We start from the raw sequence: 25,370 nt of genomic DNA on the forward strand, positions 1-25,370 counted from the left end.
AGCGCTGCCGATGGGCTCAGACTTGCGGCTGGTACCCTGACCGGCGGTAGTCCGGTTGCGTCCCGGTGGACCTCCAGTAATCCTCAAGCCCGATCCGGCTGGTCAAGGCGCTGAATCTGCGGTCCTGCCGAGCGCTGGCCATCGGGCGGGTGAACAGCAGGTCCGTGTAGCGGCGCGGATGCGGCCCGAGCGGAAGCGGCGCGCCGAAAGTGCCGGCATTCAGCAGGTATCGCTCAAGTCCGGCAAAGGTGAGGTCGAGCCGGCCGAGCAGCGCGAGAGCCTGCACGGCATCGCCGATCGCTCCCGGATCGCGCTGTATCAGCTGAACCTGGCTTTCGACTGCAGACTGGACGTCCTTCGGCTCGCCGGTGTCGACGGCCTTTGCGAGCACGAGCAACGGCTGCACGTCAGCTGGCCCAACGCCGGAGGGCAGATTCTCCGGCTCGGTCACGAATGCCGCTGCGGACCGGGGGCGCCCGGTCGTCAGCAGGTGCGTGTACTTCGTGAACCAGAGCATTGGATGCGCCGGCCAGCGGTCCAGCGCCAGCTTGAGCAAGGCGTCGGCTTCCTGGATGCGTCCGGCGATCGATAGCGCGCCGACGGTGAACCCATAAGCGGGTGGAATCATCGGGTCGATCGCAATGACGCGCTTTTGATGGACGATCGCCTCATCGACGCGGCCCACCTGGCGGAGGACCATCGCCAACCGGCCATGGCACAGCCAATGGCCGGGGAAACGTTGAACCAGCTCACGCAGGCGCGCCTCGCTGGCGGCCCAGTTGCGATAAAAGGGCTTTACGGAGACCAGGGCCAGCAGCGCGTCCGCATTGTCGGGATCGAGATCCAGAGCGCGTCCCGCGGCTGACTGGATCCGGCCCGCCAGGCTAGCGAGTTCGCCTTCGCTGAATCCGTCAAGCGTGTGGGTCTGCGCGAGCGCCAATGCACCCCAGGCAGCGGCGTAGTCGGGGTCGATCTGCACCGCCTGCTCAAGATAGGACACTGCCTGCCGGGCTTGCGAGGCGATCCCGATGCGCTGCGCGAGATCGCCGCGGCGGTAGAGGTCCACGGCTTCGGCGGGCGGGCTGTGCCTGCTCGGAAATCGCCAGACGATGGCGCCAGCCAGGACTACGGCCGTTGCTGCGCCGCCGGCAATGAGCGTTCGCCGGGAAGGCCACTCTGCTGCTTTGGCCGCAGGGAGTTGAACGGGCGTTTGCACGGCGTGCAGGCCGGTGTTCGGAACGAGCCGATAACCGACCTTGGTGATCGTCTCTATCGTGAAGTTGGCACCCGCCCCGACCTGGCGGATGCGAGAGACGACGCGGTTGATTGCGTCATCCGTTACGATCCGCCCCGCCCAGCAGAGATCGATCAGTTCGTCCCGGGTGACGACCTGGCCCGATGCCCGGGCCAGCGCAACGAGCACCTCCATGACGCGCGGCTCCACCGTCTGTGTTCGGCCGCCTGCTTCGATTTGCCGCGTTGCCGGGACTACGCGTGCCCGGCCAAGTTGAAACGGCGGTTCATGCGCAAGCACAACCCGCCCAGGAATTGCCAAACCATCGTGTTTTAGCTCTTCCATTACGGTAGCTTAACAAACTTTTGGGACGATTGCACTCGCAACCTCCCTCCGTTCATCGGCACAAAATCGGCAAATCATCACGTTCCGGTCCGCGCCGGGAGAGGGGCGGCTCCCTACAGCCGTGCGCCTGCGGGACCGTTCCCGCGGTCATGAGGGAGACAGTGAGATGACAAAGAGCTTTATCGTCGGAGCTGCCATTGCAGCGCTTGTTGGTTCTACCCCGGCGCTTGCGGGCGAAGTGTCGGGCAACGGCAAGGACCTGCCGCTCAACGGCCGGTCACTCTGCGCTTATTCCGGGCAGAACGACACGCCGGACGGCCTGTGGGTGCCCGACGGGCAGGGCGGCTTCATCCAGATCGATCCGGGTGGCCACGTGCAGTCCTATGGTTATTTCAAGGCGCAGCAGGACTTCCTGCCGAGCCCCAGCGACAAGGACGCGCGCAATCCCTTCTCCTTCCCCGGATTGGGCTGCAATCCGATCAAATAGCGTGCCGGCAGCAAGAATGGGGAGGACGGACAGGTGTGCGTCCTCCCTCACTTCCCGCATCCACCGATGAGGTCACGATGATTACCTTCATCCTGCTTACGCTGGCGGCGCTCGGCGCCGCTCAGCCGCCCGCTCGTGCTGATGCCACGTCCGGCCTCGCCGTCTCACGTGCCCGCAGCGACGTCTGCTACGCGCTGGCGACGGCTCCCGCATATGCGATGAAAATCTCGCACTGCCTGCAGATGGCCAAGACACCGGAAGCGCAGTTCGCCAACGGAGTCTGCAGCTTCCTTGGCGAAACCGGACAACTCGACGACTTTGGATTCGGCGACATCGGCGCCTGCATCCGGTCAGGCGAGTTCCGCTGATTGCATTCCAGCCTCGGCGACCTCAGCTGCGGCCGACGCGCGTGACGTGCCCCATCTTGCGCCCCGGGCGAGCTTCGCCCTTGCCGTAGATATGGACGTGGGCGCCGGCTTCCGCCACCAACTCGGGCCAGCGATGGACGTCGTCGCCGATCAGGTTCTCCATCGAAGCACGGCCCGTCACCAGCCCCGTCGGGCCGGGCGGCAGGTCGCAAATCGCACGGATGTGCTGCTCGAATTGGGAGGTGACGGCGCCTTCGATTGTCCAGTGCCCGCTGTTGTGCACGCGCGGGGCAATCTCGTTGACGAGCGGGCCTGACTCGCTCGCGAAGAACTCGACCGTGAGAACGCCGATATGTCCCAGCGCTTCGGCAATCCGCAGCGCTGCCGCCCGCGCGTCTTCCGTTTGAGCTGCGCAGGCATCGCTGCACGGAACGCTCGACAGGTGGAGGATGCCGTTGCGGTGCTCGTTTTCCGGCGAGTCCCAGAAGCTATGCCTGCCGTCCGCCCAGCGGGCGACGATGATCGAGAATTCGGCAGTGAAACCGACGCCCGCTTCCGCAATCGCCGGCGCATGCTCGATGGCGTCCCACGCGCTCTCGGCATCGGCGTCCGACCGGATCCAGGCCTGGCCTTTGCCGTCATAACCGAAACGCCGCGTCTTCAGAACGATCGGCACGCCGAGGTTGCCGACGGCGGCGCGGACCTCGTCCAGGCTCGAGATTTGCCGCCACCGGGCGACTCGCGCGCCGCAGCCCTCGATGAACGCTTTTTCGCGCGCGCGGTCCTGCGAAACGGCAAGCGAGCGTGTGCCGGGCCGGAGCTTCTCGCCGAGCACTTCGAGCGGCGCCGCGGGCAGGTTCTCGAACTCGTAGGTCGCGACGTCCACCTCACCGCCGAACCTGCGGAGCGCCTCGATGTCGTCGTATGCTGCCCGCGTGAACGACGCGGACACGTCAGCGGCCGGGGGATGATCGTCGGGGTCGAAGATGTGGCACTTGTAGCCGAGTTGCGCCGCGGCAACGCTGAGCATGCGGCCAAGCTGGCCGCCGCCGATGATTCCGATCGTCGAGCCGGGCGGAACGATCATTCGGGGCTGTCGGCCACCGACTGGGTCTGCTCTTCGCGATAAATGTCGAGCCGCTGGGCAAGGGCCGAATCCTGCAAGGCCAGCACCGAGGCGGCGAGCAATGCCGCGTTGATGGCGCCCGGCTTGCCGATCGCGAGGGTCCCGACCGGCACGCCTGCTGGCATCTGCACGATCGAAAGGAGGCTATCGAGGCCACTCAGCGCCTGACTTTCGACCGGCACGCCGAAGACCGGGAGCGGGGTCATCGACGCCGCCATGCCCGGCAGGTGGGCTGCCCCGCCGGCGCCGGCGATGATCAGTCTCAGGCCGCGGCCGCGCGCGCTGCTTGCATAGTCGTACAGCCGCTGCGGGGTCCGGTGAGCCGAAACGACCTTCGCTTCGAACGGGATGCCAAGCGTCCCGAGGGCTTCCGCGGCATGGCGCATGGTTTCCCAGTCCGACCGGCTGCCCATGATGATGCCGACCAGCGGCTCGTCCATTGTCCCGCCTTGAAGCAGTTGCGCCAAGCGCGCTCGTTTAGGGGGGGTGACTGTGGCATGTAAACCGCACCGGCGAATTCCTGCATTTTCAGGTGCTTGGAATCACGCTATGGCATGTAGCTGAAGCAGGGGTGCTCGAGGCATGATTGACGAGGTTACCGAGGTCTCGGACTCGGATCGTCTGCGCGGCGAAATCAGCCGTCTTCAGGAGGAGGTTGCCCACCTCCGGCACCGCGTCGAGCAACTCGACGAACTCGCCCATCGAGATAGCTTGAGCGACCTGCCGAATCGGCGCGGGTTGATGCGCGTTCTGGAGCGACTCATCGATCGGGTGAAGCGCTACGACGAGCAAGCCGCACTGCTGTTCGTCGACCTCGACGGTCTCAAGATGATCAACGACTGCTTCGGCCATGGCGCGGGCGACGAGGCGCTGATCCAGGTCTCGCGGCTCCTCGTCGACGGCATCCGCAAGAGCGACCTGGTAGCCCGCATGGGTGGGGACGAGTTCGCGATCCTGCTCAGCCATGTCGACGAAACGAGCGCCCACGAAACCGCTGCCCGGCTGATCGACCTCATCGCCGACTGCGACTTCAAGCACGACGGCGAGCTTCTGCCGCTGAGCGTTGCGATCGGCGTCGCCATGATCACTGGCGAGGATACGCCGGAGACTGCCATCGCCCGCGCCGACGCGGAGATGTACCGGCACAAGGCTGCGGCTTAAGCCTCAGGCGTCCCGAAGATAGTAGCGGCGCTCGACGGTCAGATCGTCCGCGAGATCATAGACGATCGGCTGCCCGGTCGGGATCTCCAGGCCGACGATCTCGTCGTCGCCGATTTTCGACAGGTGCTTGATGATGCCGCGCAGAGAATTGCCATGGGCAACGACCAGCACGCGCTTGCCGCTCTGCAGCGCCGGAGCGATCTCTCTCTCATAATAAGGCACGGCGCGGGCCACGGTATCCTTGAGGCTCTCCGTTACGGGCACCGACACGTCGGCATAGCGACGGTCGGCGGCGACATCATAGCGACTGCCCGGCTCCAGCGGCGGCGGCGGGATATCGTAGCTGCGGCGCCAGATCTTGACCTGCTCGGCCCCGACCTTGTCGATCATCTCCTGCTTGTTCAGCCCCGTGAGACCGCCGTAATGCCGCTCGTTCAGGCGCCAGTCCTTGATCACCGGGAGCCACAGCCGCTGCATCTCCCCAAGGGCGAGGTCGAGCGTGCGAATGGCGCGGGTGAGGACGCTGGTGAAGCAGCAGTCGAAGTCCATTCCGCGGTCGCGCAGAAGCGTCCCGGCGGCGCGCGCTTCCGCCACGCCTGCGTCCGTCAGATCGACATCCCACCACCCGGTAAAGCGGTTCTCCAAATTCCACTGCGATTGCCCGTGGCGGAGGAGAACGAGGGTCGGCATCAGGCGGTGACCTTTTCCCGGTTCGCTCCGAGAGCGGCAGACTTGAGCTCGGGCAGGATGGCATGCAGCGCGTCGAGGCAGGCGTTGGCGAGATACTTGGAGCGCTGCGGCGACCAGCCGTAGACCTCATCCGGCAAATCGAAATTGTCCTTGAAGGGCATCTCGAGCGTCATCGACACGCACCCGTAGCGCTCGGCCAGCTGCGTCGTCGACATCGACATATTGGCCTGCCCGGGAGCGGGGACTTCGTAGCCCTGCGCGCGCTGGAAGTCCGGCGACAGCCGCTCGAGCGTCTCGCTGAATTGCTCGAAGAGCCGGCTCTGGCGCTCGGTTAGTGACGGGATCCCCTCGAAGCCCGCAAGGAAGTTGGCCGGGATCGCCTCGTCGCCATGGACGTCCATTGCGAAGTCGACGCCGGTCTCATCCATCGCATTGCGGACGCAGAGGACCTCCGGGCTCTTCTCGGCCGAAGGTGCGTGCCATTCGCGATTGAGGTTCACGCCGACTGCGTTGGTCCGCAGGTGCCCGCGCCGCGACCCGTCCGGGTTCATGTTGGGAACCACGCGGAAGGTGCATTCCTTGCGCAGCACGCGGGCGACGGGATCATCCTCGTCGACGAGCTTCTCGAGCGCGCCTTCCATCCACCACTCGGCCATGCTCTCGCCGGGGTGCTGGCGCGCATACAGCCAGACGCTGAGCGGTCCCTCGCCGATCGTCAGGCAGTCCAGATCCTGACCGTCGTGGCTCTTGCCGAGCGAGCGATACTGGACTCCGGGAATGCTCGCGGTCTGGGTCACGAGGTCGTGGTGGCGTTCCATCGAGTAGGGCGCGAAATAGGCGATCCACACGACGTCCTGCGGCGGCGTCAGACTCATGGTCAGCACGCCGTCGGCGTAACTCGTGTCCTGGATGCGCACCCATTCCTCGCGGTCGAGGCTCATCACGCCTTTGTAGTCGGGCCAGCCGTGCGGATAGGCGGACGCCGCGCAATTCGTGATGCGCAGCGTGATCTCGCGCCCGGCAGCGCCGGACACCCGGAAATAGAACCATTGGTAGAAGTCGGACATGTGATCCGTGACGATCTCAAGGTCGACGCGGTCGCCTTCCTGAGAGGTCACGCGAATGTTCCCGGCGTCAAAGGCGCTGGAGATCGTAAGGCTCATGGAAGTTGCTACTCGGATGAGGTGGAATTTGCGGCGGCTGATAGTGCGCCGCCGCTCAACAGGCAAACGTCCGGGCTAAACACCGCCGCGGCAGCGCGCCAGCTAGGGGAAGAAGACGAAGCGCTGAGTCAGGCGCGGGCTGCTGAAGCGGCGCTCGTCGGCAATCCAGTCGCCGGCGATTTCGCCCGAATGCGGAATGAAGCCAGGATAGATCGCCATCCGGTTGAACGCGGCTTCGACACGTCCGCGGAACTCGTACTCGCCGTTGCTGCTCGTCAGATAGCCGCTCTCCGACTGTTCGCTTCCCCCGCCGGGCACGCGTTCGAAGAACAGCGTGCCGCCGCGCTCTTCCCGATTCAGGTAGATCAATCCGAAGACGGGCACGGGGTCGACATGGGGAAGCCGCTGCGTCGGCGACAGCTCGTCGGGATGAACGTCGATGATCGCGAAGTCCGTTAGCACCTTTCGAAACGCCGTGATCTGCTGCCCGTCCTTGGCGAGCGGCGGCACGCGTCGCAGGTAATGTTCGTTGGCAACCCGGAGTGCCCAGGCGCTGATCGCCTCAAGCGAGGGGCTCAGAGGTGGAGCGGCGATCTTTCCAGGGTAGGCGTATGGCGGAGACTCGAACTGCAGACCAAGCGCGAACTCCCGAATTTCGTCGGGCCGCTCATAGACCTCGTCGATGAGCAGGACGGGGATCGACCCGCCTGCGGTCATCAATCGCGCAGTGGCCGAGGCGGAAAGCCTGAACAGGTCGTCGGCAGTTTGCATTCGGCCTCCTTAGGTCCGCCCGCCGCGCGTCGGCAATCGCTGGAATTCGCTGCCCGGGTTCGCTAGCGGCTCGACCCATGAACAAAGTCCCAGTCCTCGTCACCGGCGGTGCCGGCTATATCGGCAGCCATGCAATGCTCGCGTTGAAGGATGCCGGGTGGAGCGTGTCCGTCATCGACAATCTGTCGAACGGTGTCCGCGAGGCGGTGCCCGATGACGTGCCGTTCTACGAAGGATCGGTCGCCGACAGCGCGCTGGTCGCCCGCATCGTTGCGGAGCAGGGCATCCAGGCCATCATGCACTTTGCAGGATCGATCGTGGTCCCGGAGTCGGTCGAGAAGCCGCTTTTCTACTATCTCAACAACACCGTTGCGACGCACGCGCTGGTGAGCGCCGCGGTTGAAGCGGGCGTGAAGCACATCCTCTTCTCGTCGACCGCGGCTGTTTACGGAGCGCCCGAGCGGGTGCCGATCGAAGAGGGGGACCCGAAGGAGCCCATCAACCCGTACGGTGCGTCCAAGCTGATGACCGAGCGGATGTTGGCGGACGCTTCGGCGGCACTTCCATTCAACTACGGGGCGCTGCGCTATTTCAACGTCGCCGGGGCCGACCGGGACGGCCGCGCCGGCCAGCGCGGCAAGGGTTCGACGCATCTGATCAAGGTGGCGGTCGAGGCGGCGGTCGGCAAGCGCGACCAAGTCGCGGTATACGGCACCGATTACCCGACGCCCGACGGCACCTGCATCCGCGACTATATCCACGTCAGCGACCTCGCAGCTGCGCACGTCGCTGCGTTGGAGCACCTGATCGCGCACCCCGGCGAAAACCTCGTCCTCAACTGCGGCTACGGCAAAGGCCTATCGGTAATGGAGGTGCTAGACGCAGTGGACCGCGTGAACGGGACCCCCGTGCAGCGGGAGACCGGCCCGCGCCGGGCCGGCGACCCGCCGATGCTCGTCGCCGCCAATGCGGCGCTGCTGAGCACGCTCGAGTGGCGCCCAGCCAACGCCGACATCGATCGTATCGTCGGCGACGCTCTCGCCTGGGAGCGCAAGCTCGCCGGCTAAACCAAGGGGCCGAACTTGACTTCAGCCGTGGCTCTCCTCTACGGGAGCCGCCGGTTTTCGAAGAACCTTCCAACAACTAGACGCATAGAGAACGAGGCAGGCGCCCGGCCATGAAGATTCGCAATAGCTTGAAGTCGCTGAAGTCGCGCCACCGCGATTGCCGCGTGATTCGCCGCCGTGGCCGCACCTACGTCATCAACAAGACGAACCGCCGCTTCAAAGCGAGGCAGGGCTAAGCCCATGCGCAGCCGGGCCCGGCCGAACTCGGCAGGGTCAACGGAGGTCGCGCGCGTCCGCTCGTGACCTGAGCCGGACCGGGCGGAGCGACGCCTCGGCGCTCCTCACCGACTATCGAAATTTCGCCGGCGCTCGCCTGTGGCTGGCGCTGGCGCTGATGCTTGGCGGCGCGATTGCCGAAGGCGCCGGCATCCTCCTTCTGGTCCCGCTTGCCACCATCGCCATCGGTGGCGCCGCGACGGCGGGCACTTTGGCCGGCCTGACCAATTTCGCCGACGCCTTCACGCCCGAGCGGCGCTTCACGCTGGTGCTTGTCGCTTTCATCGTTGTCATGGGTCTGCGCTCCGCGATTGTTTTCGCCCGGGACAAGCGGCTCGCCCAGCTGCAGGCCGGATACGAAGCGTCGCTGCGCCTGCGCTCGGCATCGACGCTTGCGGCCCGCGGCTGGACCTTCGCCAGCGGGATCGGTCAGGCGGGCATGCAGTCGCTCCTGCTCAACGACGTTCCACGGGCCGCCCTTGCGGCTGCCCAGGCGCAGGCTTTCGCCGTCGGCGCCGTAATGCTCTTTGTGCAGTTCGTCCTGGCGGCGCTGTTGTCGCCGCTCCTGAGCCTGCTTGCACTCGCGATTGTCGCAGCCGCCTCGATCCTGGCGATCGGCTGGTTGCGGCGCGGGGTCCGCAGCGGAATGGCGCTCGTCGAAAGCTCCGAAGCAAGCACGGGCTCGGGGTTCCGGCTGCACGCCGGCCTGAAGGCGGCGCTGGCGCAAGGCACCGTCTCGCAGTTCCTGGTCGAGTATCGCTCGACCCTCAAGCGTACGCGAAGCGAAGTTGCCCGCTATCAGGGTGACATAGCCGCAGCGCGGGCACTGGCGTTCACGGCAAGCGCGATTGCTGCGGCGGTTCTACTGTTCGTCGGCTACCGCCTGCTCGGGCTGCCATTCCCGATCCTGGTCACCAGTCTCGTCCTGTTCGCGCGCATGGCCGTGCCTGCGCAGCAGCTGCAGCAGGCTGCACAATATGTCGCCGCCTACGCTCCGTCTTTCGGCGCTGTCCGAGACCGACTGCACGGCATCGAGGACGCGCCGGCGCACCGGACTCGGGCGGAACCGCTTGAGTGGCGGACGCTTACAGCCGACGCGGTCGCCTATGTGCACGCCAGCAGCGCCGGTCTTCGCTCGGCATCCTTCGAGCTTCAGGCGGGAGAGTGGGCTGGCCTCGGTGGGCCATCGGGATCCGGGAAGACGACCATGCTCGACGTGCTTACCGGCTTGCTTGCTCCCCAGCGGGGGACCCTCAGCATCGACGGTGTCCCGCTCACGGGTGAATGGCTGGAACGCTGGCGCTCGTCGCTTGCATATATCGGCCAGGACGGGGCGCTGTTCGACGATAGCGTCCGAGCCAACCTCCTCGCCGACGGAGCGGAGGCAAGCGACGATGTGCTGTGGTCCGCTCTCCGCGCGGCGGGTCTGGAGCAACGTGTGCGGTCGTTTGCCGCGGGCCTGGATCAGCGCATTGGCGATCGCGGCAGTCAGCTCTCGGGGGGAGAGCGACAACGCCTCGCCATTGCCCGCGCGCTGCTGCGGCGTCCGACCCTGCTCATCCTCGACGAGGCGACCAGCGCCCTCGACCCCGAGTCCGAAGCTGCCGTCATTGCCGCGTTGCAAGGCCTCGAACCCCGCCCCGCGGCGGTCCTAGTCGCGCACCGGGCGTCGACCCTAGGCCATTGCGATTCGCGCTTCCGCATCCAAGATGGGGTATTGGAGCCCGAAACAGGGGCGGCTCAGGGCGTGGAAGAACAGTAAGCGCCCGTTCACTGGCCCTGCGCTAAGAGGGACCATGAGGAGTATTCCGACGATGCACGCGATCCGAAAGGCGATCCTGGTAACGACTGCTGCAGCGTTGGGCGCAGCGGCGTACAGCAGCGTGGCCGTCGCGCAGAGCCGTCCGACGCCGCCGAAATGGGGCTACGAAATCCGCGACGGCAAGCGCGTGCCCAAGACCAACAATCGCGTCACCAAGCCGGACGGAAGCTGGCGCGAGGAAGTCCGCCAGGGCAAGTGCGTCACCATCAAGGAAAAGTCGGCCTCCGGCGAGTACAAGGAAACTCGCCAGTGCGACGGCGCCTGAGGGGCCCCGCCTGGACGTTCACTCCGGCTTGTCGAAATTGCCTTCCGGCCGCTTGCTGATCACGCACGGCGGCAGTCCGGTCCCGGGAACGTCCTTGCAGTCACGGACCTGAGCGCTGCCGTCGGGGCCCGCGAAGATTGCCCAATCGCGCCCGGGACAGCGGGCCATCCACTCGTCCAGATTCTTGTACCTGCCGACGAAACCGGCGTCGGTGACGCGCTTGCAGCTGTAGCCGGCGTCGTAGATTGCTCGCTTCAGGCCGATGCCGACGTTGAAGGCATCGAGCTGGTGCAACTGCTTTTGCTCGTCACTCTGAACCCGGATCTCGCGCCGCGGCGCGTTGTTTCCTGAATTCTGCTCATTGCAGGCGCCTAGCGAGAGCAAGCCGACGGCGATGGCAAGGGCATTGGCTGGTCGGCTTCGCATCTGGGCCTCCGTTGATCTCAATTGTCGTAACGAATGCGAACGCGCGCGGCTGCAGCCTTCGCACGGCCAACGGCGTCCTCCCAATCGTCTCCACGGGCAAGCGCAACGCCCATGCGGCGATTATTCAACGTGTTCGGCTTGGCGAAGAGGCGCAGGTCCACGGGCTTACCGCGCGACCCCAGCGAGAGCGCTTCGGCCACCCCCTCGAATCCAAAGTTGTCGCTCTCCTGGGACGCGAGGATGACAGCCGATGCCGACGGACCGGCGAATTCGACGGACCGGATCGGCAGTCCGAGAACCGCGCGGAAGTGCAGCTCGAACTCGTTCGGAAACTGGGAGATGAGCGTCACCATACCCGTGTCATGCGGTCGCGGGCTCAATTCCGAGAATATCGCCTGGTCACCGCGGATGAAGAATTCGACGCCGAAGAGGCCGTGCCCGCCAAGTGCCTCGACTACCTTGCGCGACTGGTGTCGGGCCGAGTGCAGGGCTTCCTGAGGGATAGCGGCGGGCTGCCAGCTTTCGCGATAGTCCCCGGCTTCCTGGCGGTGGCCGATTGGCGGGCAGAAGATGACGCCTTCCTTGGTGGCGACGGTGAGTAGCGTGATTTCGCTGTCGAAGGCGACGAACTCCTCGACAATGACGCGCGGCCGGTCGCCGCGCATGTTCGCCACCGCATAGTCGTACGCGGCACCGACTTCGCCGGAGTTGCGGACGGTTGTCTGGCCCTTGCCAGAACTCGACATGACGGGCTTGATCACGCACGGCAGCCCGACTTCGGCGGCGGCTGCGATCGCTTCCTCGCGCGTCTCGGCGAAGCGGTAGTGCGAGGTCACGAGGCCAAGCTCGCGCGCGGCGAATTCGCGGATGCTGTCCCGGTTCATGGTGAGTTGGACGGCCTTGGCGGAAGGGGCGACGCGCCAGCCTTCTCCCTCGAGCTGAGCCAAGGTCGCCGTGTCTATGGCCTCGATCTCGGGGACGATCAGGTCCGGCCGGTGCTTCTCGACCGCGGCGCGCAGCGCGCTTCCGTCGAGCATTGCGAAGACCTCGAATGCATCGGCCATTTGCATCGCCGGAGCGCCAGCGTAGCGATCGCACGCGACGACCCGGCAGCCGAGTCGCTTCGCCGCGATTGCGAACTCGCGTCCCAACTCGCCGGATCCAAGCAGCATCAGCGTCGCGATGTACATCGAAGGAGCCGATAGCCGCCGGCGTTTTGCTCCGCTAGACCATGGCGCACGAGGGGGAGAAAACCATGCGATCCTTTGTACTTGCCGCCGCCGCCGTGCTGCTGACCGGGGCGGCGCCTGCCGCCCAGCCCGTTCCTCCCAACATCCCGGTTGCCCCACCAGCAGCGCAGCCGCTGCTTCCACCCAACGTGGCGGCGCCGCCTGCCGCGAAGCCGCTCACGCCCGGCGATATCGTTGGTGCTGCGGCTCCTGCGGACTGGCGGACGATTGACCCCGATAATCTTCTGGTCATGGATCTTGCCGGCCGCGGGCGAGTCGTCATTCAACTCGCGCCCGAGTTCGCGCCCGTGCACGTCTGGAACATCAAGTTTCTCGCTCGCGGGCACTATTGGGATGGTGCCACCATCTACCGTCTTCAGGACAATTACGTTGCCCAATGGGGGCTCAACGAGAGCAACCGCCCGTGGCCCGCAGGCGTGGTTGCCAAGCCGCCGGCGGAATATACCCGCGCTCTCGCCGGTCTGAACGTCAGGCCGCTCGGCTATGGCGATCCGTACGCACCTTCGACGGGCTACGCCGATGGCTGGCCCATTGCTTACGATCGAACGGCTGGCTGGGCGACTCTGACGCACTGCTATGGCAGCGTGGGCGTCGGCCGCGACCTTGCTCCCGACACGGGCACCGGCGGGGAGCTTTATGCCGTGATCGGCCACGCACCGCGGCAGCTGGACCGCAACATCGCGCTCGTGGGCCGGGTGCTCGAGGGGATCGAGCGGCTCAGTTCCCTGCCACGCGGGACGGGCGCGCTAGGCTTCTACGCTGACAAGGCGCAGTACGTGCCGATCACCAACATCCGACTCGCCAGCGACATGCCGCCGGCGGAACGCCCTGCCTACGAGTATCTGGAGCCGAACAGCGCCTCGTTCGCCACGTGGCTGCGCCTGAAGGCCAACCGCAAGGACGATTTCTACGAAGTGCCGGCAGGCGGGGTGGACGTGTGCAACGCCCAGGTCCCAATCCGGAAGAGGGCCTAGCCTAGGCTGCGGCCCAGGCCGGCGAGTGGCGGTTCTTGTGCTGAATGACCGTCGGTGTGTTGTGGGATCGCGTGCTCGCCTCCGCCAGCGGCAGCGCTGTCGCGCAGAAGGCGCATTCGGCCGACACCCGGCCGATCAGCCAGTGAGTCCGCCCACAGCCGGGGCAGTGGTTGACCTCGTGTTCGCGGTACACCGCGTGATACCCTCGTTCGAAGGGTCTGCGCATCTCGCTGAACGCCGTACTCGCCATGCCATGCTTCCTTTCCCGACCGGGAAGGAACGAGCGACCCGGCGTGCGGTTGCACCTCGAGCCTCCTTTGAGACAGCGTCCATCGCAATTTTCAAACGCCGCAGCCGCGACCGAAATTAGGCGCGCTTCAGGCCCTCGAGCGAGATCGGCTCGGCGAACTCGGCGCCCAGCTTGTCCCCGGCAATCCATTTGACGACTGCGTTTGCCCGCTCCCGGCCTGGCAAGATCAGCCACACCCGGGTGCCGACCTCGAAGTCGCCCTGCGCCTCGGCCATGAAGCCGCTCTCGGAGATGTTAAGGACGCGGGCTTCTACTCCATTTGCGCCAAGTTCGCGCATTTTCGCATCCATAGCCACGTGCCGGCGGGCGTAGCGCCTGCGCTCGCTCTGGTCCTCAGCGTCGGCAATGCGCGCACGGATCATCGAAAAGCTCATCTCCATGGCCGGCTTACTCCCCGCCCGCGGCAAAGGACAGACCGACCCGCCCGCTCTTCGCCCAGATAACCTGGGCGGCGATCTGGCCACGGTCAAGCAACTGAACACGAACCGTTTCCCCGATGTGCGGCACATGCGGGAAGATGATCATCGCACCGGATGACGAGACGTTGACGAGCCGGACGACATGGCGGCGGCCACGAAAGTCGAGCACTGCCGTGCCGGACACAGCAGCGTGCCGCAGTTCGCCACGCTCATCGATCACCCGCTCGCTCGTGCGAGGGATCATTCCGCCATCAAGACTTAGTTCGGACACCACTCTCGACATCTCCCCACAAGCTGTCACCAGCGTCTTAACCCACTGAAACTTAAACTTTGGTGTCCTGCTATCGACGAGCGGTTCAACTGTGGCGTTGGGATCACTGGCGGGTGCTGTTCTTCCCGTGTATGCAGGAAGTGGGGCATGGGATGTCATTGAAAACGAACGGATTGGTGCTGCCGATGAGCGCGGTGACGAAGTGTGTGTTGCTGTTGAGTGCCGGAGCGCTGCTGCCGGCCTCCGCATTGGCCCAGGTCCGCTACGGCCGGCCAGTCCCCGGTCCCGTTCTTCCGACCAGGCCGTCCGGCCCCGCCGCAATGCAGCCCGGCGCGCCTATCCCGGGCAATCCCGACTACCAGGTCGCGCAGCCGACTGCGCCCGACCGCCTTGCGCCGGTCCAGCTGCCGCCGGTGATGTGGGATTATCGTGACGCTCAGGACCTGCTTGCCTACATCGCGCAAGTCGGTGCCGAGGGCCTCAACCCTTCGGATTACGATCCGACGGCTCTCTCGGCGGCGATTCGCAGCGGCAACCCGATGGTCATGTCCGCGGAGGCGACGGACCGGTTCAATCGCCTGTCCTGGGACCTGGCGATGGGCCACGTCCGCAAGGCCGCGCGCGTCGACTGGTATGTCACGGACAACGATCTCAACAGCGCCAAGCAGGATACGCTTCTGCGCAGCGCACTTGCGCAGCACCGGGTTCCGGACGCGCTGCGCTCACTTTTACCGACGCATCCCCAATATGCGGCCTTGAAAGCGGCACTCGCAGGCGCTTCCCTCGCGGACACCGCCAAGGTCGAGCGCATCCGCCTCAACATGGACCGCTGGCGCTGGCTCCCGCGCGACCTCGGCAACAAGTACATCATCGTCAACGTGCCCGGCTTCCATGCCACGCTGGTCGAGAACGGAACCAACCGGTGGAAGGAGCGGGCGATTGCCGGCAAGCTTTCCACTCCGACTCCGCAGCTGTCGGCGACCGCCGTGGGCGTGATCCTGAACCCGTGGTGGGAAGTGCCCAAGAGCATCCAGCACGAGGCCGCGGGCAAGCGGGGCTTCGTTGCCGTGAAGGGTCCGGACGGCAAGGTGCAGCGCTGGCGTCAGCCGCCGGGACCGACCAACGCGCTCGGCCAGATCAAGTTCGTGATGCCCAACTCGCAGGCAATCTACCTGCACGACACGAACGCTCGCAGCCGTTTCAACAGTGACGTTCGCGCGCTCAGCCACGGCTGCATCCGCACGCAGAAGATCATGGACCTCGCCACGCAGCTGCTTGGTGATGACGGCGGCGAGTGGACATCGGACAAGATCCATTCCGCGCTCGCGAGCAAGAAGACAGTGCAGGCGAATTTCGTGAAGCCGCTGCCGGTCTACATCGTCTATTTCAGCGCGGCGGCGCTGCTCGACGGCAAGATTGTGGACTATCGCGATCTCTATGGCCGAGATGGGAAGGCGATGGCCGCGCTGGCCATGAAGGATGGCGGAGCAAGCCTGGCGCCGAAGCCCAAGGCCGACGCTCCAAACCAGGTGGCGGCGAAGTAGCGCCGATCGGGAGCGGTCACGCCGCTTGAGCGGTTCGCGCCGCTTGCCGGCGCCAGATGTGATCTGACGCGCGAAACTCAGCGTTGATTATGTTCGTACGCGCTCGTTGCGGAGCGCCTTACAAGACCGCTTAGGCTTCGAGCGGCTTGTCGGCGTAGATCATGCGCCCGCCCGCGAGCTTGCGCATTACTTCCCACTGGCTCTTGCGCGACATCGCGAAGCAGCCTTCCGAGCGGCCGAGCTTGCCGTGCATGGCAATCATCTCGGGCTCGGCATACCAGGCATTGTGGATGACGATGGCGCGCGCCTCGGCATTGTTGTTCGACCAGTCGAGTCCACGAACCTTCATCGAAAGCCCGTACTTGCCGTTGTAGTAATCGCCGGTGACATAAGCGCCGTTCGAGGTGGCGTACGAACCGAAATCATTCGAGAAGCGCTCGACGAAGCCGGAGTGATCAGGATCGGAGCCGCGGCCGTGACAGACACGGTGGCTCTCGACAGTGCCGCTGCGGATATCGAGAACGTGGAAGCGCGGGTCGCTGGACGCGTCGGAGAAGTCGACAATGCCCATGGAGTCACGCGGAACGCCGCGGTGGGCATCAAGGGCTGCCTTGGCGCGGGCAAACAGTTGCGGATCGATGCCCGCAGGAGCGCTCGGGGCCGCAGCAACCTGCGCGGGCACCCTGGCGAGCGTCGTCGGTGGCAGCGGCTGGAAGGCCGGCTGCGTCGGATAGATGATCTTGGGCAAGACGCTCGAGCTCGCCGCGGAAGACAGGATCGCACCGGCGGCGCCGAGACCACCAAGACGCAACATTTCCCGTCGATTCAATGTCATTCGATTCCCTCCGCTCAAGGGCAACCTTTTATCATTCAAAGGGTTAAGAGCCGATAACCCATTTGCCGCAATGGCGGCCTTTGTCCCGCGCGATACTCGACTCGTCGCAGCGCTTTGGCGTGTTCGGCCATCCGATCGGGCAGTTTGCCGAATCAGACAGGCGTTAATTCCAGCGACTAGGCAGCATCCCGCAGTTGAGGTGGGAGCCTTGCGACTTGATGCTGTGGTAGGGCGCTGCTATGGGCGCGCCTCCGCTGCAGGTCCTGCCTGCGGTGGCAAGGGACATTGGCTGTAGTCCGGACGGTGCCAGAAGGCGCCGGGGTTACTGTGGCACGGCCGGATCGAAAGCGATTCGGCCATGATCAATTCTGGGAGTGTGACGGCAGTTTATGCAGATCATCGTTCGCGACAATAACGTCGAGCAGGCGCTGCGCGCGCTCAAGAAGAAGCTGCAGCGCGAAGGCGTCTACCGCGAGATGAAGCTGCGCCGGCATTACGAGAAGCCGTCGGAGAAGCGCGCCCGCGAGCGTGCGGCTGCAATCCGCCGCGCCCGCAAGCTCGAGCGCAAGCGCGCCGAGCGCGAAGGCGCCCGCTAAGTCGACTGGCGGCGTGTCCGTCGCCTCTCTTGCGCATCCGAAACGCCGCGGCGGTACCGCCGGGCGGCTCGGGATTGCATTCCTCGTGCTGATTGCCGCCGCTCTGGCGCTGGCCTGGTTCGGTGCAGGCTCCCTCCGTCCTGAACTCACGAGCAGCGGACTCCAGTTCCGAACGATCGTGGCCGGAACGGGCCAGCCGATCCAGCGCACTGACGCGGCTCTGCTCGACTATGTGCTGACGACCAACGACGGCACGGTCTTCGACAGCAGCGAAACGCACGGCGGGCCACAGCCTTTCACGATGGACCAGGTGTTCCCCGGCTTTGCAGAGGCGATGACCCGGATGCAGGCCGGCGGTCAGTACCGCTTCACGATGCCGCAGGAACTTGCCTTCGCCGGCAATCCGCCGCCGCCGGCGTGGCCCAAGAACAGCCCGCTAACGTTTGATGTGCGGGTCCGCAAGATCGTGCCCGGCGGCGCTGCGATGATGCAGCAGCAGCAGATGATGCAACAGCAGCAAGGCGCGCCGCAGCCCTAGTAGCGGCTAGCTGGAGACGACCTCCGGGGGATCCGGATCGTCGCGCGCATGTTGCTTGCTGAGGTCCACAAGCACGACCTTGAGGGACGCGAGTATCGGGTCCGCGAAAAGCACACCCAAGATTCCGAACAGCGCGCCCATCAGCAGCTGCATGGCGAGCACGATCGCCGGAGCCAGGTCGACGGTGCGGCGGGCGATGTAGGGCACCACCAGATAGCCGTCGATGTTCTGGACGAAGAAATAGACGAAGATCGCGTAGAGACCTTGATTGGTGCCGGCGCTGAACCCCACCGCCACCATCAGGATACCGGACGTGATCGCGCCGATGTTCGGGATGAAGGCGAGCACGCCGGTAACCAGACCGAGAAGGCCGGCCATCGGCACTCCGCCGAGCGACAACATCAACCACGTGAACACGCCTTCGAACACCATTCCCACCAGCCGCCCGAAGAGCAGTCGGCGGATGGTGAAGCCGACATGCTCGGCGATCCGGTAGAAACCACCGCGCACCCGCAGCGGCAGCATCCATGCGACGCCACGGTCGTAGATCCGCGGCTCCGACGCGAGGAAGATGCCGATCACGAGCATTGCGACGACGCTGGTTACGGCTCCGACCGCGCTTCCAAGCGCGCTGCTCAGTCGGCCGACCGAACCCATGAGCTCGGTTCCGATTTCCGGCTTCTGCCCGGCGGGAATCAGCCCGAGCGAAGCAGCGAAGTCCATCATCCGGTGGAACTGCGTCGTCACCACGGCCCGGAGCGCCTCTGCCTGGCTGCCGATCATTGTCCCGGCGAACCAGAACACCCAGCCGATGAACCCGAACCCGAGCAGAATGACGATGAGCAGGCGCCACCCGCGCGGGATTGGCAGTGCCCGGCCGAGCAGGCGGACACCGCCGTCAAGGAACACGGCGAAGATCGCGCCGCCGATGATCAGCAGCAGCGGCTGGGCGAGGACGACGACGCCGATGATGGCGAGCGCCATTCCAAACCACACCGCGGCCTTCTGCATCTCCCGGAGGACATGGGGGTCGCGGAACTCCGCCGGACCAGGCCGCTCGACATGGGGCTCGGTCGTGGCGGGGCGTTCGGCCATCAGTTCTGCCGAAGCGACGTGCCGGAGCGGCCCGGGCGAAGCGCCTTCAGCCAGGTCAGCGGATTGTACGAGACGCTGGTGCCATCGAGCGAGAAGGTGATGAACTCAGCGCGGCCGCCAATGTTTTCCCACGGTACGGGGCCGCCAAGACCGCCGCCAATTTCCGGAACGCGGCTGTCGGCGCTGTCATCGCGGTTATCGCCCATCAGCCACAGATGGCCGGCGGGGATGCGGACCGGAGCGAAATCGTCCTCCGTCGAGCGGCCAAGTTCCACCGTGTCGTAGGTGCGTCCGCCCGGAAGCGTCTCCCGGACGACGGGCACGCGGCAGTACATCCGTCCGCCGGGCCCCTGGACGCGATAGTTGTAGAGCGCCGGGTCATGCTCCGAACCGCAGGGCGAGTTAGGATCGATCGGCAGCAGCGAAGACTTCTGCCACTCGCGCTTCACGCGCTGGCCATTGATGGTGAGCTGGCCGTCCGACATCTGGACGATGTCGCCGGGCAAGCCGATCACGCGCTTGATGTAGTCGCTGGTCGTCCCGGGCGGAGTGACGATGACGATATCGCCGCGCTTCGGCATCCGGCCCAGCAGCCGTCCCTGCCAGTGCGGGAAGATATGGAAGCTCGGGCTCACCCACGACCAGCCGTAGGGATATTTGGTTACCACGAGGCGATCGCCCGTCAGCAGCCCCGGCATCATCGATTCCGACGGGATGTAGAAGGGCTTGGCTACGAAGCTATGGAAGGCGAGCACCGCAAGCAGCACCCAGACCATGCCCTTGATTTCGCGCCAGAGGACGGAGCCGCCGTGCTCAGCAACCTCTGCTGGCGGCGGAGCCTCGTCGGCCGTCAAAGGTGTGGGATTGTCGCTCAGGTCACGGCTCCAGCTTGCGGGCAGTCAGGATCACAAAGGCCTGCGCCCAGGGATGATCGTCGGTCATCGTCAGGTGTATGTCGATGGCGTGGCCTGCCGGCGCAAGGGCGTCAAGGCGCGCCTTGGCACCGCCGGTTGCGACGATGGTCGGCGCGCCTGACGCTGCATTCACGACGCCAATGTCCTTCATGAACACCCCGCGCCGAAAGCCGGTGCCGACCGCTTTCGAGAAGGCCTCCTTCGCCGCGAAGCGCTTGGCGAGGGTTCCGGCGGTGGTGAGCGGACGGGAAGCGGCCTTGGCTTTCTCGACATCGGTGAACACGCGATCGAGGAAGCGGCCGCCAAAGCGGTCGAGCGAATGCTGGATCCGATCAATGTTGCACAGGTCCGAGCCGATACCGATTATCATCGGGCGGCGCCCATCAGCTCGCGCATGCGCCGGACGCTTGCATCCAGTCCCGTGAAGATAGCCTCGCCGATCAGGAAGTGTCCGATGTTGAGCTCGGCGATCTGTGGGATGGCCGCGACGGGAATGACATTGTCGAACGTGAGGCCATGGCCGGCATGCGGCTCGACGCCATTCGTCGCGGCAAGGGCGGCACAGTCGCTGATGCGCTTGAGTTCGGCCGATTGCTCGTCACCTGCAGCGTGGGCGTAGCGCCCGGTGTGGAACTCGACGACGGGAGCGCCCAGCCGCAACGCCGCTTCGATCTGCCGTTCCGATGGCTCGATGAACAGGCTGACGTGGATTCCGGCGCCGACGAGCCGCTCGACGTAGCTCGCCAGGGATGCGAGCTGGCCGGCAGCATCGAGCCCGCCCTCGGTCGTCCGCTCTTCGCGGCGCTCCGGAACGATGCAGGCGGCGTGCGGCCGGTGGCGCAACGCGATGTCGAGCATCTCCTCGGTCGCCGCCATCTCGAGGTTCAGCGGCAACTGGATCTCGGCCATCAGGCGGTCGATGTCGCGGTCGGTGATGTGACGGCGATCCTCGCGCAGATGGGCAGTAATTCCGTCCGCACCCGCATCTGCGGCGAGGCGAGCTGCACGTACCGGATCCGGGTGATCGCCGCCGCGCGCGTTCCGGATGGTCGCGACGTGGTCGATGTTGACGCCAAGACGCAGCTTGCTCACGCGGCGGCGCGGCTCCCTGGCTTCACTGCCGGGATGGCGGCGAGGTCGGGCGGGAGGGCTTCGGCGTCGAAGGTCGGCACGTCGATGCGAATGAGCGGCGTGAAGGGAACGCCGAGCTCCGCCGTGCCGCCGGAGCGGTCGACCAGCGCCGACGCGCCGATCACCTTGCCGCCTGCACGCTCGATGGCCGCAATCGCTTCGCGCGACGAGAGACCGGTGGTGACGACGTCTTCGACCATCAGGACGCGCTCGCCGCGCTCGAGCCGGAAGCCGCGGCGAAGCTCGAACGTTCCTTGTGGGCGCTCGACGAACATGGCTGGCTTGCCGAGCGCTCGCGCCACCTCATGGCCGATGATCACGCCGCCCATGGCGGGCGAGACGACCGAATCCACCTGATCGCGAACATCCGAAGGCAGCTTGGCGGCCAGTGCGCGAGCGAGCCGTTCCGCGCGGGCCGGGTCCATCAGCACCCGCGCGCATTGCAGGTAGCGCGGGCTCCTGAGCCCCGACGAAAGGATGAAATGTCCTTCCAGCAGGGCGTCGGCGTCGCGGAATTCCGCGAGGATTTCGTTGTCGGTCATTGCCGCTCCTCGGTTTGCAAGGTGGCAATAGGCCCGCCCAGACAGGCCTTCAACCGCGGTGTCCGCGAACGCCGATCAGGCGCTTGAGGCCCAGGGAAGCCGCGCCTATAGAGCCTCGCAAATCATGGAGGCGCATCCGCGCTGCCGTTCCCAACACGTCAGGGGTACGAATGAGACTGATTGGATGGGCGATTGCCTTGGCCGCTGCCGGGCTGACACCCGCAGCTGCGCAGAACACGGCGAGTGCGCCTGCCCCCAATGCATCGGCGCAGCAGCCCCCTGCCGGCTTCGCCCAGCAGCCGACGCAGCCGGACGCGCCCACTGCGCCGGTGGCGCAGCAGTCTGCCGCCGGTGGTCCGACTGTCGCCGCGACGCCGAAGGAAAGCTACGGCGCTTACAAGGAAACGCCGGCCGCAACCGACGTCGGCGTGCCGATCTTCGGACGAAAGGGCATTCAGGAGCAGGTCACGCCGATCGGTCAGGAAGCGTCCCACTTCCACAACGACTGGCTGCTGCCGCTCTGCGCGATCATCAGCGTCATCGTGCTCGGTCTGCTCCTGTGGACGATGATCCGTTACCGCCGCGGCGCCAATCCGACGCCTTCGCGCAATTCGCACAACACCGTGATCGAGGTTGTCTGGACCCTCGTTCCGGTGCTGATACTCGTCGCAATCGCGATCCCGTCCATCCGCCTTCTTCGCCACCAATACAGCCCGCCGCGCGCGGACGTGACGGTCAAGGTGACCGGCCACCAGTGGTACTGGTCGTACGAGCTGCCCGACTATGGCGTGTCCTTCGACAGCTACATGTTGAAGGAAGCGAACGATCCGACTCGTCAGAAGGACCAGCGCGCGCGGACAAACGCGGACGGCCCGCCGCTTCTTGCCGTCGATCAGCGCCTGGTGATTCCGGCCGGCAAGGTCGTGAAGTTCATCGTCACCGCCGACGACGTCATCCACAGCTTCGCCGTTCCGGCATTCTGGGTGAAGCAGGACGCGAACCCGGGCCAGCTCAACGAGACGTGGGCCAAGGTCGATCGCCCCGGCGTCTATTTCGGGCAGTGCTCCGAGCTCTGCGGCGCCCGTCACGCCTACATGCCGATCTCGGTTGAGGCCGTTCCGCAGGCGCAGTTCGCCGCCTGGGTGGCCTCGAAGGGCGGCTCCATGCCAGGCGCCAAGCCGGCCGCAGCTCCGGGCGGCACGACGACCGACGGTCCAGCCGGAGAGATGACTACGCCGGCACCTGCAGCCGCAGGGGGCGCCAAGGCGACGCCCGCACCGGCACCGAACAACCCCAACGTCGCCAATCGCGCGACGGCTAACGACTGATCACCAGGACCCGAACGCCATGAGCACGACCGCCGCCGACGCCCTCCACCTCCAGCCGCACGAGGCGCATGACGCGCATCACGATGCGGACCACAAGCCGGCGTTCTTCACCCGCTGGTTCATGTCGACGAACCACAAGGACATCGGCACGCTCTACCTGATCTTCGCGATCATCGCGGGTGTCATTGGCGGCGGCATCTCCGGCATCATGCGCTGGGAGCTGATGGAGCCCGGCATCCAGGTCCTCAACCGCGCCTGGCCGATCGGCGCCGGTACCGCGAGCTTCGACGAGTGGACCCACCACTGGAACGTGCTGATCACGGCGCACGGCCTGATCATGGTGTTCTTCATGGTCATGCCGGCGATGATCGGCGGCTTCGGCAACTGGTTCGTGCCGCTCATGATCGGCGCGCCTGACATGGCGTTCCCGCGCATGAACAACATCAGCTTCTGGCTGCTCGTCCCGGCCTTCCTGCTCCTTCTGGGCTCGACCTTCGTACCGGGCGGAACGGGGCTTGGCGCGGGCACTGGCTGGACCGTCTATGCGCCGCTTTCCACGTCAGGATCGACCGGTCCTGCTGTCGACATGGCGATCTTCTCGCTCCACCTCGCCGGCGCCAGCTCGATCCTGGGCGCGATCAACTTCATCACCACCATCTTCAACATGCGCGCGCCGGGGATGACCCTGCACAAGATGCCGCTGTTCGTGTGGTCGGTGCTGATCACCGCCTTCCTGCTGCTTCTGGCACTGCCGGTGCTAGCGGGCGCGATCACCATGCTGCTGACCGACCGCAACTTCGGCACGACGTTCTTCGACGCGTCGGGCGGCGGTAACGTGGTCCTCTACCAGCACCTGTTCTGGTTCTTCGGACACCCCGAGGTGTACATCATGATCCTGCCGGCGTTCGGCATGATCAGCCAGATCGTCGCGACGTTCAGCCGCAAGCCCGTGTTCGGTTATCTGGGCATGGCCTACGCGATGGTTGCCATCGGTGTGGTTGGGTTCGTCGTCTGGGCCCACCACATGTTCACGACCGGCATGAACGTGAACGAGAAGATGTATTTCACGGCGGCGACGATGATCATCGCGGTTCCGACCGGCGTGAAGATCTTCTCGTGGATTGCCACCATGTGGGGCGGATCGATCACCTTCGAGACGCCGATGCTGTGGGCGATCGGCTTCATCTTCCTGTTCACGGTCGGCGGCGTCACCGGCGTCGTCCTCGCGAACGGCGGCGTCGATAACTACATGCACGACACCTACTACGTGGTTGCGCACTTCCACTACGTGCTCAGCCTCGGCGCGGTGTTCGGGATCTTCGCGGGCTTCTACTACTGGTTCCCGAAGATGAGCGGCCGCATGTACAACGAGTTCCTCGGCAAGCTGCACTTCTTCATCATGTTCATCGGCGTGAACATCGTGTTCTTTCCGATGCACTTCCTTGGGCTCGATGGCATGCCGCGGCGCATTCCCGACTACACACCGGCGTTCACCGAGTGGAACCGCGTCTCGACGATCGGCTACATGATCACCGTGGTCGGCGTGGCGATCTTCTTCGTGAACATCTTCTGGTCGCTCGCGGCCGGCAAGAAGGCTCCGGCGAACCCGTGGGGCGAAGGCGCAACGACGCTGGAGTGGACGCTGTCCAGCCCGCCGCCGTTCCACCAGTTCTCGACCCTGCCGCGCATCGACTAGGCCGGCAAACAAATTAGGAAGTGCCCGCCGCGGAGGACCGAGGCGGGGCTTTTCTTTGCTTGGGAATTGCCGGGGAGCGAGCGCGCCGCTCCTCTTACTTCACCCGCGTGGCCTTGATGATCTTGATCGTGGGGTCGAGCATCTGGCCCTTCATTGGGCCGATGCCCTTCGTCGCAGAAACGGGCGCTGCGAAGATCTGCCTGACGATGTCCATTCCCTCCGTCACGTGACCGAATGCCGCGTAGCCGTCAGGATCCGCGCCCGATGGCTTGGCGTCGAAGCTGGGCATGTCCGAAAGCAGGATGAAAAAGTCCGCGGTCGCGCTTCCCGGAGCGCCGCGCGCCATGGAGACCGCTCCGGCGGTGTTGTGGACGCCCGTCTTGCTGCTCGGTTCGTCCGCGATGGGCGGGAACAGCTTGCGAGCGTCGCTGGTGATGCCGCCCTGGATGAGGCCTCCAGCACCCACGTGCATGGCGCGGTAGAAGCTTTCGCCATCGAGTCGGTGCGCGTCGACATAGTGCAGGAAGTTGGCCGTCGTGATCGGCGCGCGCCCACGGTCGAGCGCGATAACGATGCGGCCGAGGCTGGTGTCGAGCGCCACCGGCACCAGATCATCCTTCGGTGCGGGAGCTCCGGTTGCGGCGGGCGGTGCCGGCGGCGCGACCTGGGCGAGGGCTGGCGTTGCAAGAAGTGCGGCGAGCAGGGCGATTCGGTTGATCATTGCCC

At 65.5% G+C, this 25,370-nt stretch carries 31 protein-coding genes; 13 read left to right on the forward strand and 18 right to left on the reverse strand.

What is annotated here, in order from left to right; genetic code table 11:
• Positions 1-16: 16 nt before the first annotated feature.
• Complete coding sequence (locus ACUXST_RS09550; protein WP_458389746.1) at positions 17-1,579, reverse strand: winged helix-turn-helix domain-containing protein; 1,563 nt, start codon at positions 1,577-1,579, stop codon at positions 17-19.
• Positions 1,580-1,745: 166 nt separating this feature from the next.
• Between ACUXST_RS09550 and ACUXST_RS09555 the strand changes: the two genes are divergently transcribed.
• Both ACUXST_RS09555 and ACUXST_RS09560 read left to right on the forward strand, forming a co-directional pair.
• Positions 1,746-2,066 carry a hypothetical protein gene (locus ACUXST_RS09555; protein ID WP_458389747.1) on the forward strand — a complete coding sequence of 107 codons (321 nt, stop codon included), beginning with the start codon at positions 1,746-1,748 and terminating at the stop codon, positions 2,064-2,066.
• A 77-nt stretch (positions 2,067-2,143) separates the two neighbouring features.
• On the forward strand, positions 2,144-2,434 hold the full coding sequence (locus ACUXST_RS09560; protein ID WP_458389748.1) for a hypothetical protein: 291 nt from the start codon (positions 2,144-2,146) through the stop codon (positions 2,432-2,434).
• 22 nt (positions 2,435-2,456) lie between these two features.
• On the opposite strand, the gene ACUXST_RS09565 is transcribed toward ACUXST_RS09560, so the two are convergent.
• Together ACUXST_RS09565 and purE are read right to left on the reverse strand one after the other, a co-directional pair.
• The gene (locus ACUXST_RS09565; protein ID WP_458389749.1) at positions 2,457-3,521 is read right to left on the reverse strand and encodes a 5-(carboxyamino)imidazole ribonucleotide synthase; all 1,065 of its coding nucleotides are present in this window, start codon (positions 3,519-3,521) and stop codon (positions 2,457-2,459) included.
• Positions 3,518-4,000 carry a 5-(carboxyamino)imidazole ribonucleotide mutase gene (gene purE, locus ACUXST_RS09570; protein WP_458389750.1) on the reverse strand — a complete coding sequence of 161 codons (483 nt, stop codon included), beginning with the start codon at positions 3,998-4,000 and terminating at the stop codon, positions 3,518-3,520. Before purE ends, ACUXST_RS09565 begins: the two co-directional genes overlap by 4 nt.
• A 142-nt stretch (positions 4,001-4,142) precedes the next feature.
• Between purE and ACUXST_RS09575 the strand changes: the two genes are divergently transcribed.
• Positions 4,143-4,721, forward strand: a complete 579-nt coding sequence (locus tag ACUXST_RS09575) for a GGDEF domain-containing protein (RefSeq protein ID WP_458389751.1) — start codon at positions 4,143-4,145, stop codon at positions 4,719-4,721.
• Positions 4,722-4,724: 3 nt separating this feature from the next.
• Here the strand turns inward: ACUXST_RS09575 and gpmA are convergent, their stop codons facing one another.
• The 3 genes from gpmA to ACUXST_RS09590 form a co-directional block, all read right to left on the reverse strand.
• On the reverse strand, positions 4,725-5,411 hold the full coding sequence (gene gpmA, locus ACUXST_RS09580; protein ID WP_458389752.1) for a 2,3-diphosphoglycerate-dependent phosphoglycerate mutase: 687 nt from the start codon (positions 5,409-5,411) through the stop codon (positions 4,725-4,727).
• Positions 5,411-6,574 (reverse strand): M14 family metallopeptidase, encoded by a 1,164-nt coding sequence (locus tag ACUXST_RS09585; protein WP_458389753.1) that lies wholly within the window; start codon positions 6,572-6,574, stop codon positions 5,411-5,413. Before ACUXST_RS09585 ends, gpmA begins: the two co-directional genes overlap by 1 nt.
• Before the next feature lie 102 nt (positions 6,575-6,676).
• A complete protein-coding gene (locus ACUXST_RS09590; RefSeq protein ID WP_458389754.1) occupies positions 6,677-7,345 on the reverse strand; it encodes a DUF6445 family protein in 669 nt (222 codons plus the stop codon).
• A gap of 77 nt (positions 7,346-7,422) precedes the next feature.
• Between ACUXST_RS09590 and galE the strand changes: the two genes are divergently transcribed.
• From galE to ACUXST_RS09610, 4 genes are all read left to right on the forward strand, one after another.
• Complete coding sequence (galE, locus tag ACUXST_RS09595) at positions 7,423-8,412, forward strand: UDP-glucose 4-epimerase GalE (RefSeq protein ID WP_458389755.1); 990 nt, start codon at positions 7,423-7,425, stop codon at positions 8,410-8,412.
• Positions 8,413-8,522: 110 nt separating this feature from the next.
• Positions 8,523-8,648 (forward strand): type B 50S ribosomal protein L36, encoded by a 126-nt coding sequence (ykgO, locus tag ACUXST_RS09600; protein WP_006833921.1) that lies wholly within the window; start codon positions 8,523-8,525, stop codon positions 8,646-8,648.
• Between the two features lie 158 nt (positions 8,649-8,806).
• Complete coding sequence (locus tag ACUXST_RS09605; RefSeq protein ID WP_458389756.1) at positions 8,807-10,450, forward strand: ATP-binding cassette domain-containing protein; 1,644 nt, start codon at positions 8,807-8,809, stop codon at positions 10,448-10,450.
• A 34-nt stretch (positions 10,451-10,484) separates the two neighbouring features.
• Positions 10,485-10,775, forward strand: a complete 291-nt coding sequence (locus ACUXST_RS09610) for a hypothetical protein (RefSeq protein ID WP_458389757.1) — start codon at positions 10,485-10,487, stop codon at positions 10,773-10,775.
• 18 nt (positions 10,776-10,793) lie between these two features.
• Here ACUXST_RS09610 and ACUXST_RS09615 read toward each other — a convergent pair whose 3' ends face one another.
• Positions 10,794-11,201: a hypothetical protein gene (locus ACUXST_RS09615; RefSeq protein ID WP_458389758.1), complete on the reverse strand. Its 408-nt coding sequence runs from the start codon at positions 11,199-11,201 to the stop codon at positions 10,794-10,796.
• A 17-nt stretch (positions 11,202-11,218) separates the two neighbouring features.
• The gene (gene purT, locus ACUXST_RS09620) at positions 11,219-12,391 is read right to left on the reverse strand and encodes a formate-dependent phosphoribosylglycinamide formyltransferase (protein WP_458389759.1); all 1,173 of its coding nucleotides are present in this window, start codon (positions 12,389-12,391) and stop codon (positions 11,219-11,221) included.
• Positions 12,392-12,456: 65 nt separating this feature from the next.
• Here purT and ACUXST_RS09625 point away from each other — a divergent pair, with 65 nt between their 5' ends.
• A complete protein-coding gene (locus ACUXST_RS09625; RefSeq protein WP_458389760.1) occupies positions 12,457-13,425 on the forward strand; it encodes a peptidylprolyl isomerase in 969 nt (322 codons plus the stop codon).
• Between the two features lies 1 nt (position 13,426).
• Here the strand turns inward: ACUXST_RS09625 and ACUXST_RS09630 are convergent, their stop codons facing one another.
• From ACUXST_RS09630 to ACUXST_RS09640, 3 genes are all read right to left on the reverse strand, one after another.
• The gene (locus ACUXST_RS09630) at positions 13,427-13,675 is read right to left on the reverse strand and encodes a hypothetical protein (RefSeq protein ID WP_458389761.1); all 249 of its coding nucleotides are present in this window, start codon (positions 13,673-13,675) and stop codon (positions 13,427-13,429) included.
• 116 nt (positions 13,676-13,791) lie between these two features.
• Positions 13,792-14,097 carry a PilZ domain-containing protein gene (locus tag ACUXST_RS09635; protein ID WP_458389762.1) on the reverse strand — a complete coding sequence of 102 codons (306 nt, stop codon included), beginning with the start codon at positions 14,095-14,097 and terminating at the stop codon, positions 13,792-13,794.
• Between the two features lie 25 nt (positions 14,098-14,122).
• The gene (locus tag ACUXST_RS09640; RefSeq protein WP_458389763.1) at positions 14,123-14,398 is read right to left on the reverse strand and encodes a PilZ domain-containing protein; all 276 of its coding nucleotides are present in this window, start codon (positions 14,396-14,398) and stop codon (positions 14,123-14,125) included.
• Positions 14,399-14,577: 179 nt separating this feature from the next.
• Between ACUXST_RS09640 and ACUXST_RS09645 the strand changes: the two genes are divergently transcribed.
• Entirely contained in the window at positions 14,578-15,969 is a 1,392-nt protein-coding gene (locus ACUXST_RS09645) for a L,D-transpeptidase family protein (RefSeq protein WP_458389764.1), read from the forward strand.
• A gap of 130 nt (positions 15,970-16,099) precedes the next feature.
• On the opposite strand, the gene ACUXST_RS09650 is transcribed toward ACUXST_RS09645, so the two are convergent.
• Positions 16,100-16,804, reverse strand: coding sequence for a murein L,D-transpeptidase catalytic domain family protein (locus tag ACUXST_RS09650; RefSeq protein WP_458389765.1), 705 nt, complete (start codon positions 16,802-16,804; stop codon positions 16,100-16,102).
• 389 nt (positions 16,805-17,193) lie between these two features.
• On the opposite strand from ACUXST_RS09650, the gene rpsU reads away from it, so the two are divergent.
• Positions 17,194-17,400 (forward strand): 30S ribosomal protein S21, encoded by a 207-nt coding sequence (gene rpsU, locus ACUXST_RS09655; protein WP_155265546.1) that lies wholly within the window; start codon positions 17,194-17,196, stop codon positions 17,398-17,400.
• Positions 17,401-17,413: 13 nt separating this feature from the next.
• The gene (locus ACUXST_RS09660) at positions 17,414-17,938 is read left to right on the forward strand and encodes an FKBP-type peptidyl-prolyl cis-trans isomerase (protein WP_458389766.1); all 525 of its coding nucleotides are present in this window, start codon (positions 17,414-17,416) and stop codon (positions 17,936-17,938) included.
• A 6-nt stretch (positions 17,939-17,944) separates the two neighbouring features.
• On the opposite strand, the gene ACUXST_RS09665 is transcribed toward ACUXST_RS09660, so the two are convergent.
• Genes ACUXST_RS09665 through pyrE form a run of 5 tightly spaced genes read right to left on the reverse strand, consistent with a single transcriptional unit; the run spans position 17,945 to position 21,620 of the window.
• On the reverse strand, positions 17,945-19,033 hold the full coding sequence (locus ACUXST_RS09665) for an AI-2E family transporter (protein ID WP_458389767.1): 1,089 nt from the start codon (positions 19,031-19,033) through the stop codon (positions 17,945-17,947).
• Positions 19,033-19,887 carry a signal peptidase I gene (gene lepB / locus ACUXST_RS09670; protein ID WP_458389768.1) on the reverse strand — a complete coding sequence of 285 codons (855 nt, stop codon included), beginning with the start codon at positions 19,885-19,887 and terminating at the stop codon, positions 19,033-19,035. Before lepB ends, ACUXST_RS09665 begins: the two co-directional genes overlap by 1 nt.
• 22 nt (positions 19,888-19,909) lie before the next feature.
• A complete protein-coding gene (gene acpS / locus ACUXST_RS09675) occupies positions 19,910-20,317 on the reverse strand; it encodes a holo-ACP synthase (RefSeq protein ID WP_458389769.1) in 408 nt (135 codons plus the stop codon).
• Positions 20,314-21,039, reverse strand: a complete 726-nt coding sequence (locus ACUXST_RS09680) for a pyridoxine 5'-phosphate synthase (RefSeq protein ID WP_458389770.1) — start codon at positions 21,037-21,039, stop codon at positions 20,314-20,316. The genes acpS and ACUXST_RS09680 overlap by 4 nt, the downstream gene beginning before the upstream one ends.
• On the reverse strand, positions 21,036-21,620 hold the full coding sequence (gene pyrE, locus ACUXST_RS09685) for an orotate phosphoribosyltransferase (protein ID WP_458389771.1): 585 nt from the start codon (positions 21,618-21,620) through the stop codon (positions 21,036-21,038). Before pyrE ends, ACUXST_RS09680 begins: the two co-directional genes overlap by 4 nt.
• A gap of 170 nt (positions 21,621-21,790) precedes the next feature.
• Here pyrE and coxB point away from each other — a divergent pair, with 170 nt between their 5' ends.
• A complete protein-coding gene (gene coxB / locus ACUXST_RS09690; protein WP_458389772.1) occupies positions 21,791-22,948 on the forward strand; it encodes a cytochrome c oxidase subunit II in 1,158 nt (385 codons plus the stop codon).
• Between the two features lie 19 nt (positions 22,949-22,967).
• Positions 22,968-24,644 (forward strand): cytochrome c oxidase subunit I, encoded by a 1,677-nt coding sequence (ctaD, locus tag ACUXST_RS09695; RefSeq protein WP_458389773.1) that lies wholly within the window; start codon positions 22,968-22,970, stop codon positions 24,642-24,644.
• Between the two features lie 94 nt (positions 24,645-24,738).
• On the opposite strand, the gene ACUXST_RS09700 is transcribed toward ctaD, so the two are convergent.
• On the reverse strand, positions 24,739-25,365 hold the full coding sequence (locus ACUXST_RS09700; protein ID WP_458389774.1) for a peptidylprolyl isomerase: 627 nt from the start codon (positions 25,363-25,365) through the stop codon (positions 24,739-24,741).
• Positions 25,366-25,370 lie beyond the last annotated feature (5 nt).

It is taken from the genome of Sphingomonas sp. F9_3S_D5_B_2, from assembly GCF_054263715.1.

Bases quoted from the DNA above. Each gene is read 5' to 3' on its own strand.
- ACUXST_RS09635 (WP_458389762.1), bottom strand. From the start codon at position 14,097: ATGATCCGTGCGCGCATTGCCGACGCTGAGGACCAGAGCGAGCGCAGG.
- ACUXST_RS09640 (WP_458389763.1), bottom strand. From the start codon at position 14,398: ATGATCCCTCGCACGAGCGAGCGGGTGATCGATGAGCGTGGCGAACTG.
- ACUXST_RS09590 (WP_458389754.1), bottom strand. From the start codon at position 7,345: ATGCAAACTGCCGACGACCTGTTCAGGCTTTCCGCCTCGGCCACTGCG.
- galE (WP_458389755.1), top strand. From the start codon at position 7,423: ATGAACAAAGTCCCAGTCCTCGTCACCGGCGGTGCCGGCTATATCGGC.
- ACUXST_RS09650 (WP_458389765.1), bottom strand. From the start codon at position 16,804: ATGACATTGAATCGACGGGAAATGTTGCGTCTTGGTGGTCTCGGCGCC.
- ACUXST_RS09700 (WP_458389774.1), bottom strand. From the start codon at position 25,365: ATGATCAACCGAATCGCCCTGCTCGCCGCACTTCTTGCAACGCCAGCC.
- rpsU (WP_155265546.1), top strand. From the start codon at position 17,194: ATGCAGATCATCGTTCGCGACAATAACGTCGAGCAGGCGCTGCGCGCG.
- ACUXST_RS09610 (WP_458389757.1), top strand. From the start codon at position 10,485: ATGAGGAGTATTCCGACGATGCACGCGATCCGAAAGGCGATCCTGGTA.
- ACUXST_RS09645 (WP_458389764.1), top strand. From the start codon at position 14,578: ATGTCATTGAAAACGAACGGATTGGTGCTGCCGATGAGCGCGGTGACG.
- ACUXST_RS09560 (WP_458389748.1), top strand. From the start codon at position 2,144: ATGATTACCTTCATCCTGCTTACGCTGGCGGCGCTCGGCGCCGCTCAG.
- pyrE (WP_458389771.1), bottom strand. From the start codon at position 21,620: ATGACCGACAACGAAATCCTCGCGGAATTCCGCGACGCCGACGCCCTG.
- purT (WP_458389759.1), bottom strand. From the start codon at position 12,391: ATGTACATCGCGACGCTGATGCTGCTTGGATCCGGCGAGTTGGGACGC.
- ACUXST_RS09575 (WP_458389751.1), top strand. From the start codon at position 4,143: ATGATTGACGAGGTTACCGAGGTCTCGGACTCGGATCGTCTGCGCGGC.
- ctaD (WP_458389773.1), top strand. From the start codon at position 22,968: ATGAGCACGACCGCCGCCGACGCCCTCCACCTCCAGCCGCACGAGGCG.
- ACUXST_RS09665 (WP_458389767.1), bottom strand. From the start codon at position 19,033: ATGGCCGAACGCCCCGCCACGACCGAGCCCCATGTCGAGCGGCCTGGT.
- ACUXST_RS09555 (WP_458389747.1), top strand. From the start codon at position 1,746: ATGACAAAGAGCTTTATCGTCGGAGCTGCCATTGCAGCGCTTGTTGGT.
- ACUXST_RS09585 (WP_458389753.1), bottom strand. From the start codon at position 6,574: ATGAGCCTTACGATCTCCAGCGCCTTTGACGCCGGGAACATTCGCGTG.
- ACUXST_RS09615 (WP_458389758.1), bottom strand. From the start codon at position 11,201: ATGCGAAGCCGACCAGCCAATGCCCTTGCCATCGCCGTCGGCTTGCTC.
- acpS (WP_458389769.1), bottom strand. From the start codon at position 20,317: ATGATAATCGGTATCGGCTCGGACCTGTGCAACATTGATCGGATCCAG.
- ACUXST_RS09605 (WP_458389756.1), top strand. From the start codon at position 8,807: ATGCTTGGCGGCGCGATTGCCGAAGGCGCCGGCATCCTCCTTCTGGTC.
- ykgO (WP_006833921.1), top strand. From the start codon at position 8,523: ATGAAGATTCGCAATAGCTTGAAGTCGCTGAAGTCGCGCCACCGCGAT.
- purE (WP_458389750.1), bottom strand. From the start codon at position 4,000: ATGGACGAGCCGCTGGTCGGCATCATCATGGGCAGCCGGTCGGACTGG.
- coxB (WP_458389772.1), top strand. From the start codon at position 21,791: ATGAGACTGATTGGATGGGCGATTGCCTTGGCCGCTGCCGGGCTGACA.
- gpmA (WP_458389752.1), bottom strand. From the start codon at position 5,411: ATGCCGACCCTCGTTCTCCTCCGCCACGGGCAATCGCAGTGGAATTTG.
- ACUXST_RS09550 (WP_458389746.1), bottom strand. From the start codon at position 1,579: ATGGAAGAGCTAAAACACGATGGTTTGGCAATTCCTGGGCGGGTTGTG.
- ACUXST_RS09630 (WP_458389761.1), bottom strand. From the start codon at position 13,675: ATGGCGAGTACGGCGTTCAGCGAGATGCGCAGACCCTTCGAACGAGGG.
- ACUXST_RS09625 (WP_458389760.1), top strand. From the start codon at position 12,457: ATGCGATCCTTTGTACTTGCCGCCGCCGCCGTGCTGCTGACCGGGGCG.
- ACUXST_RS09565 (WP_458389749.1), bottom strand. From the start codon at position 3,521: ATGATCGTTCCGCCCGGCTCGACGATCGGAATCATCGGCGGCGGCCAG.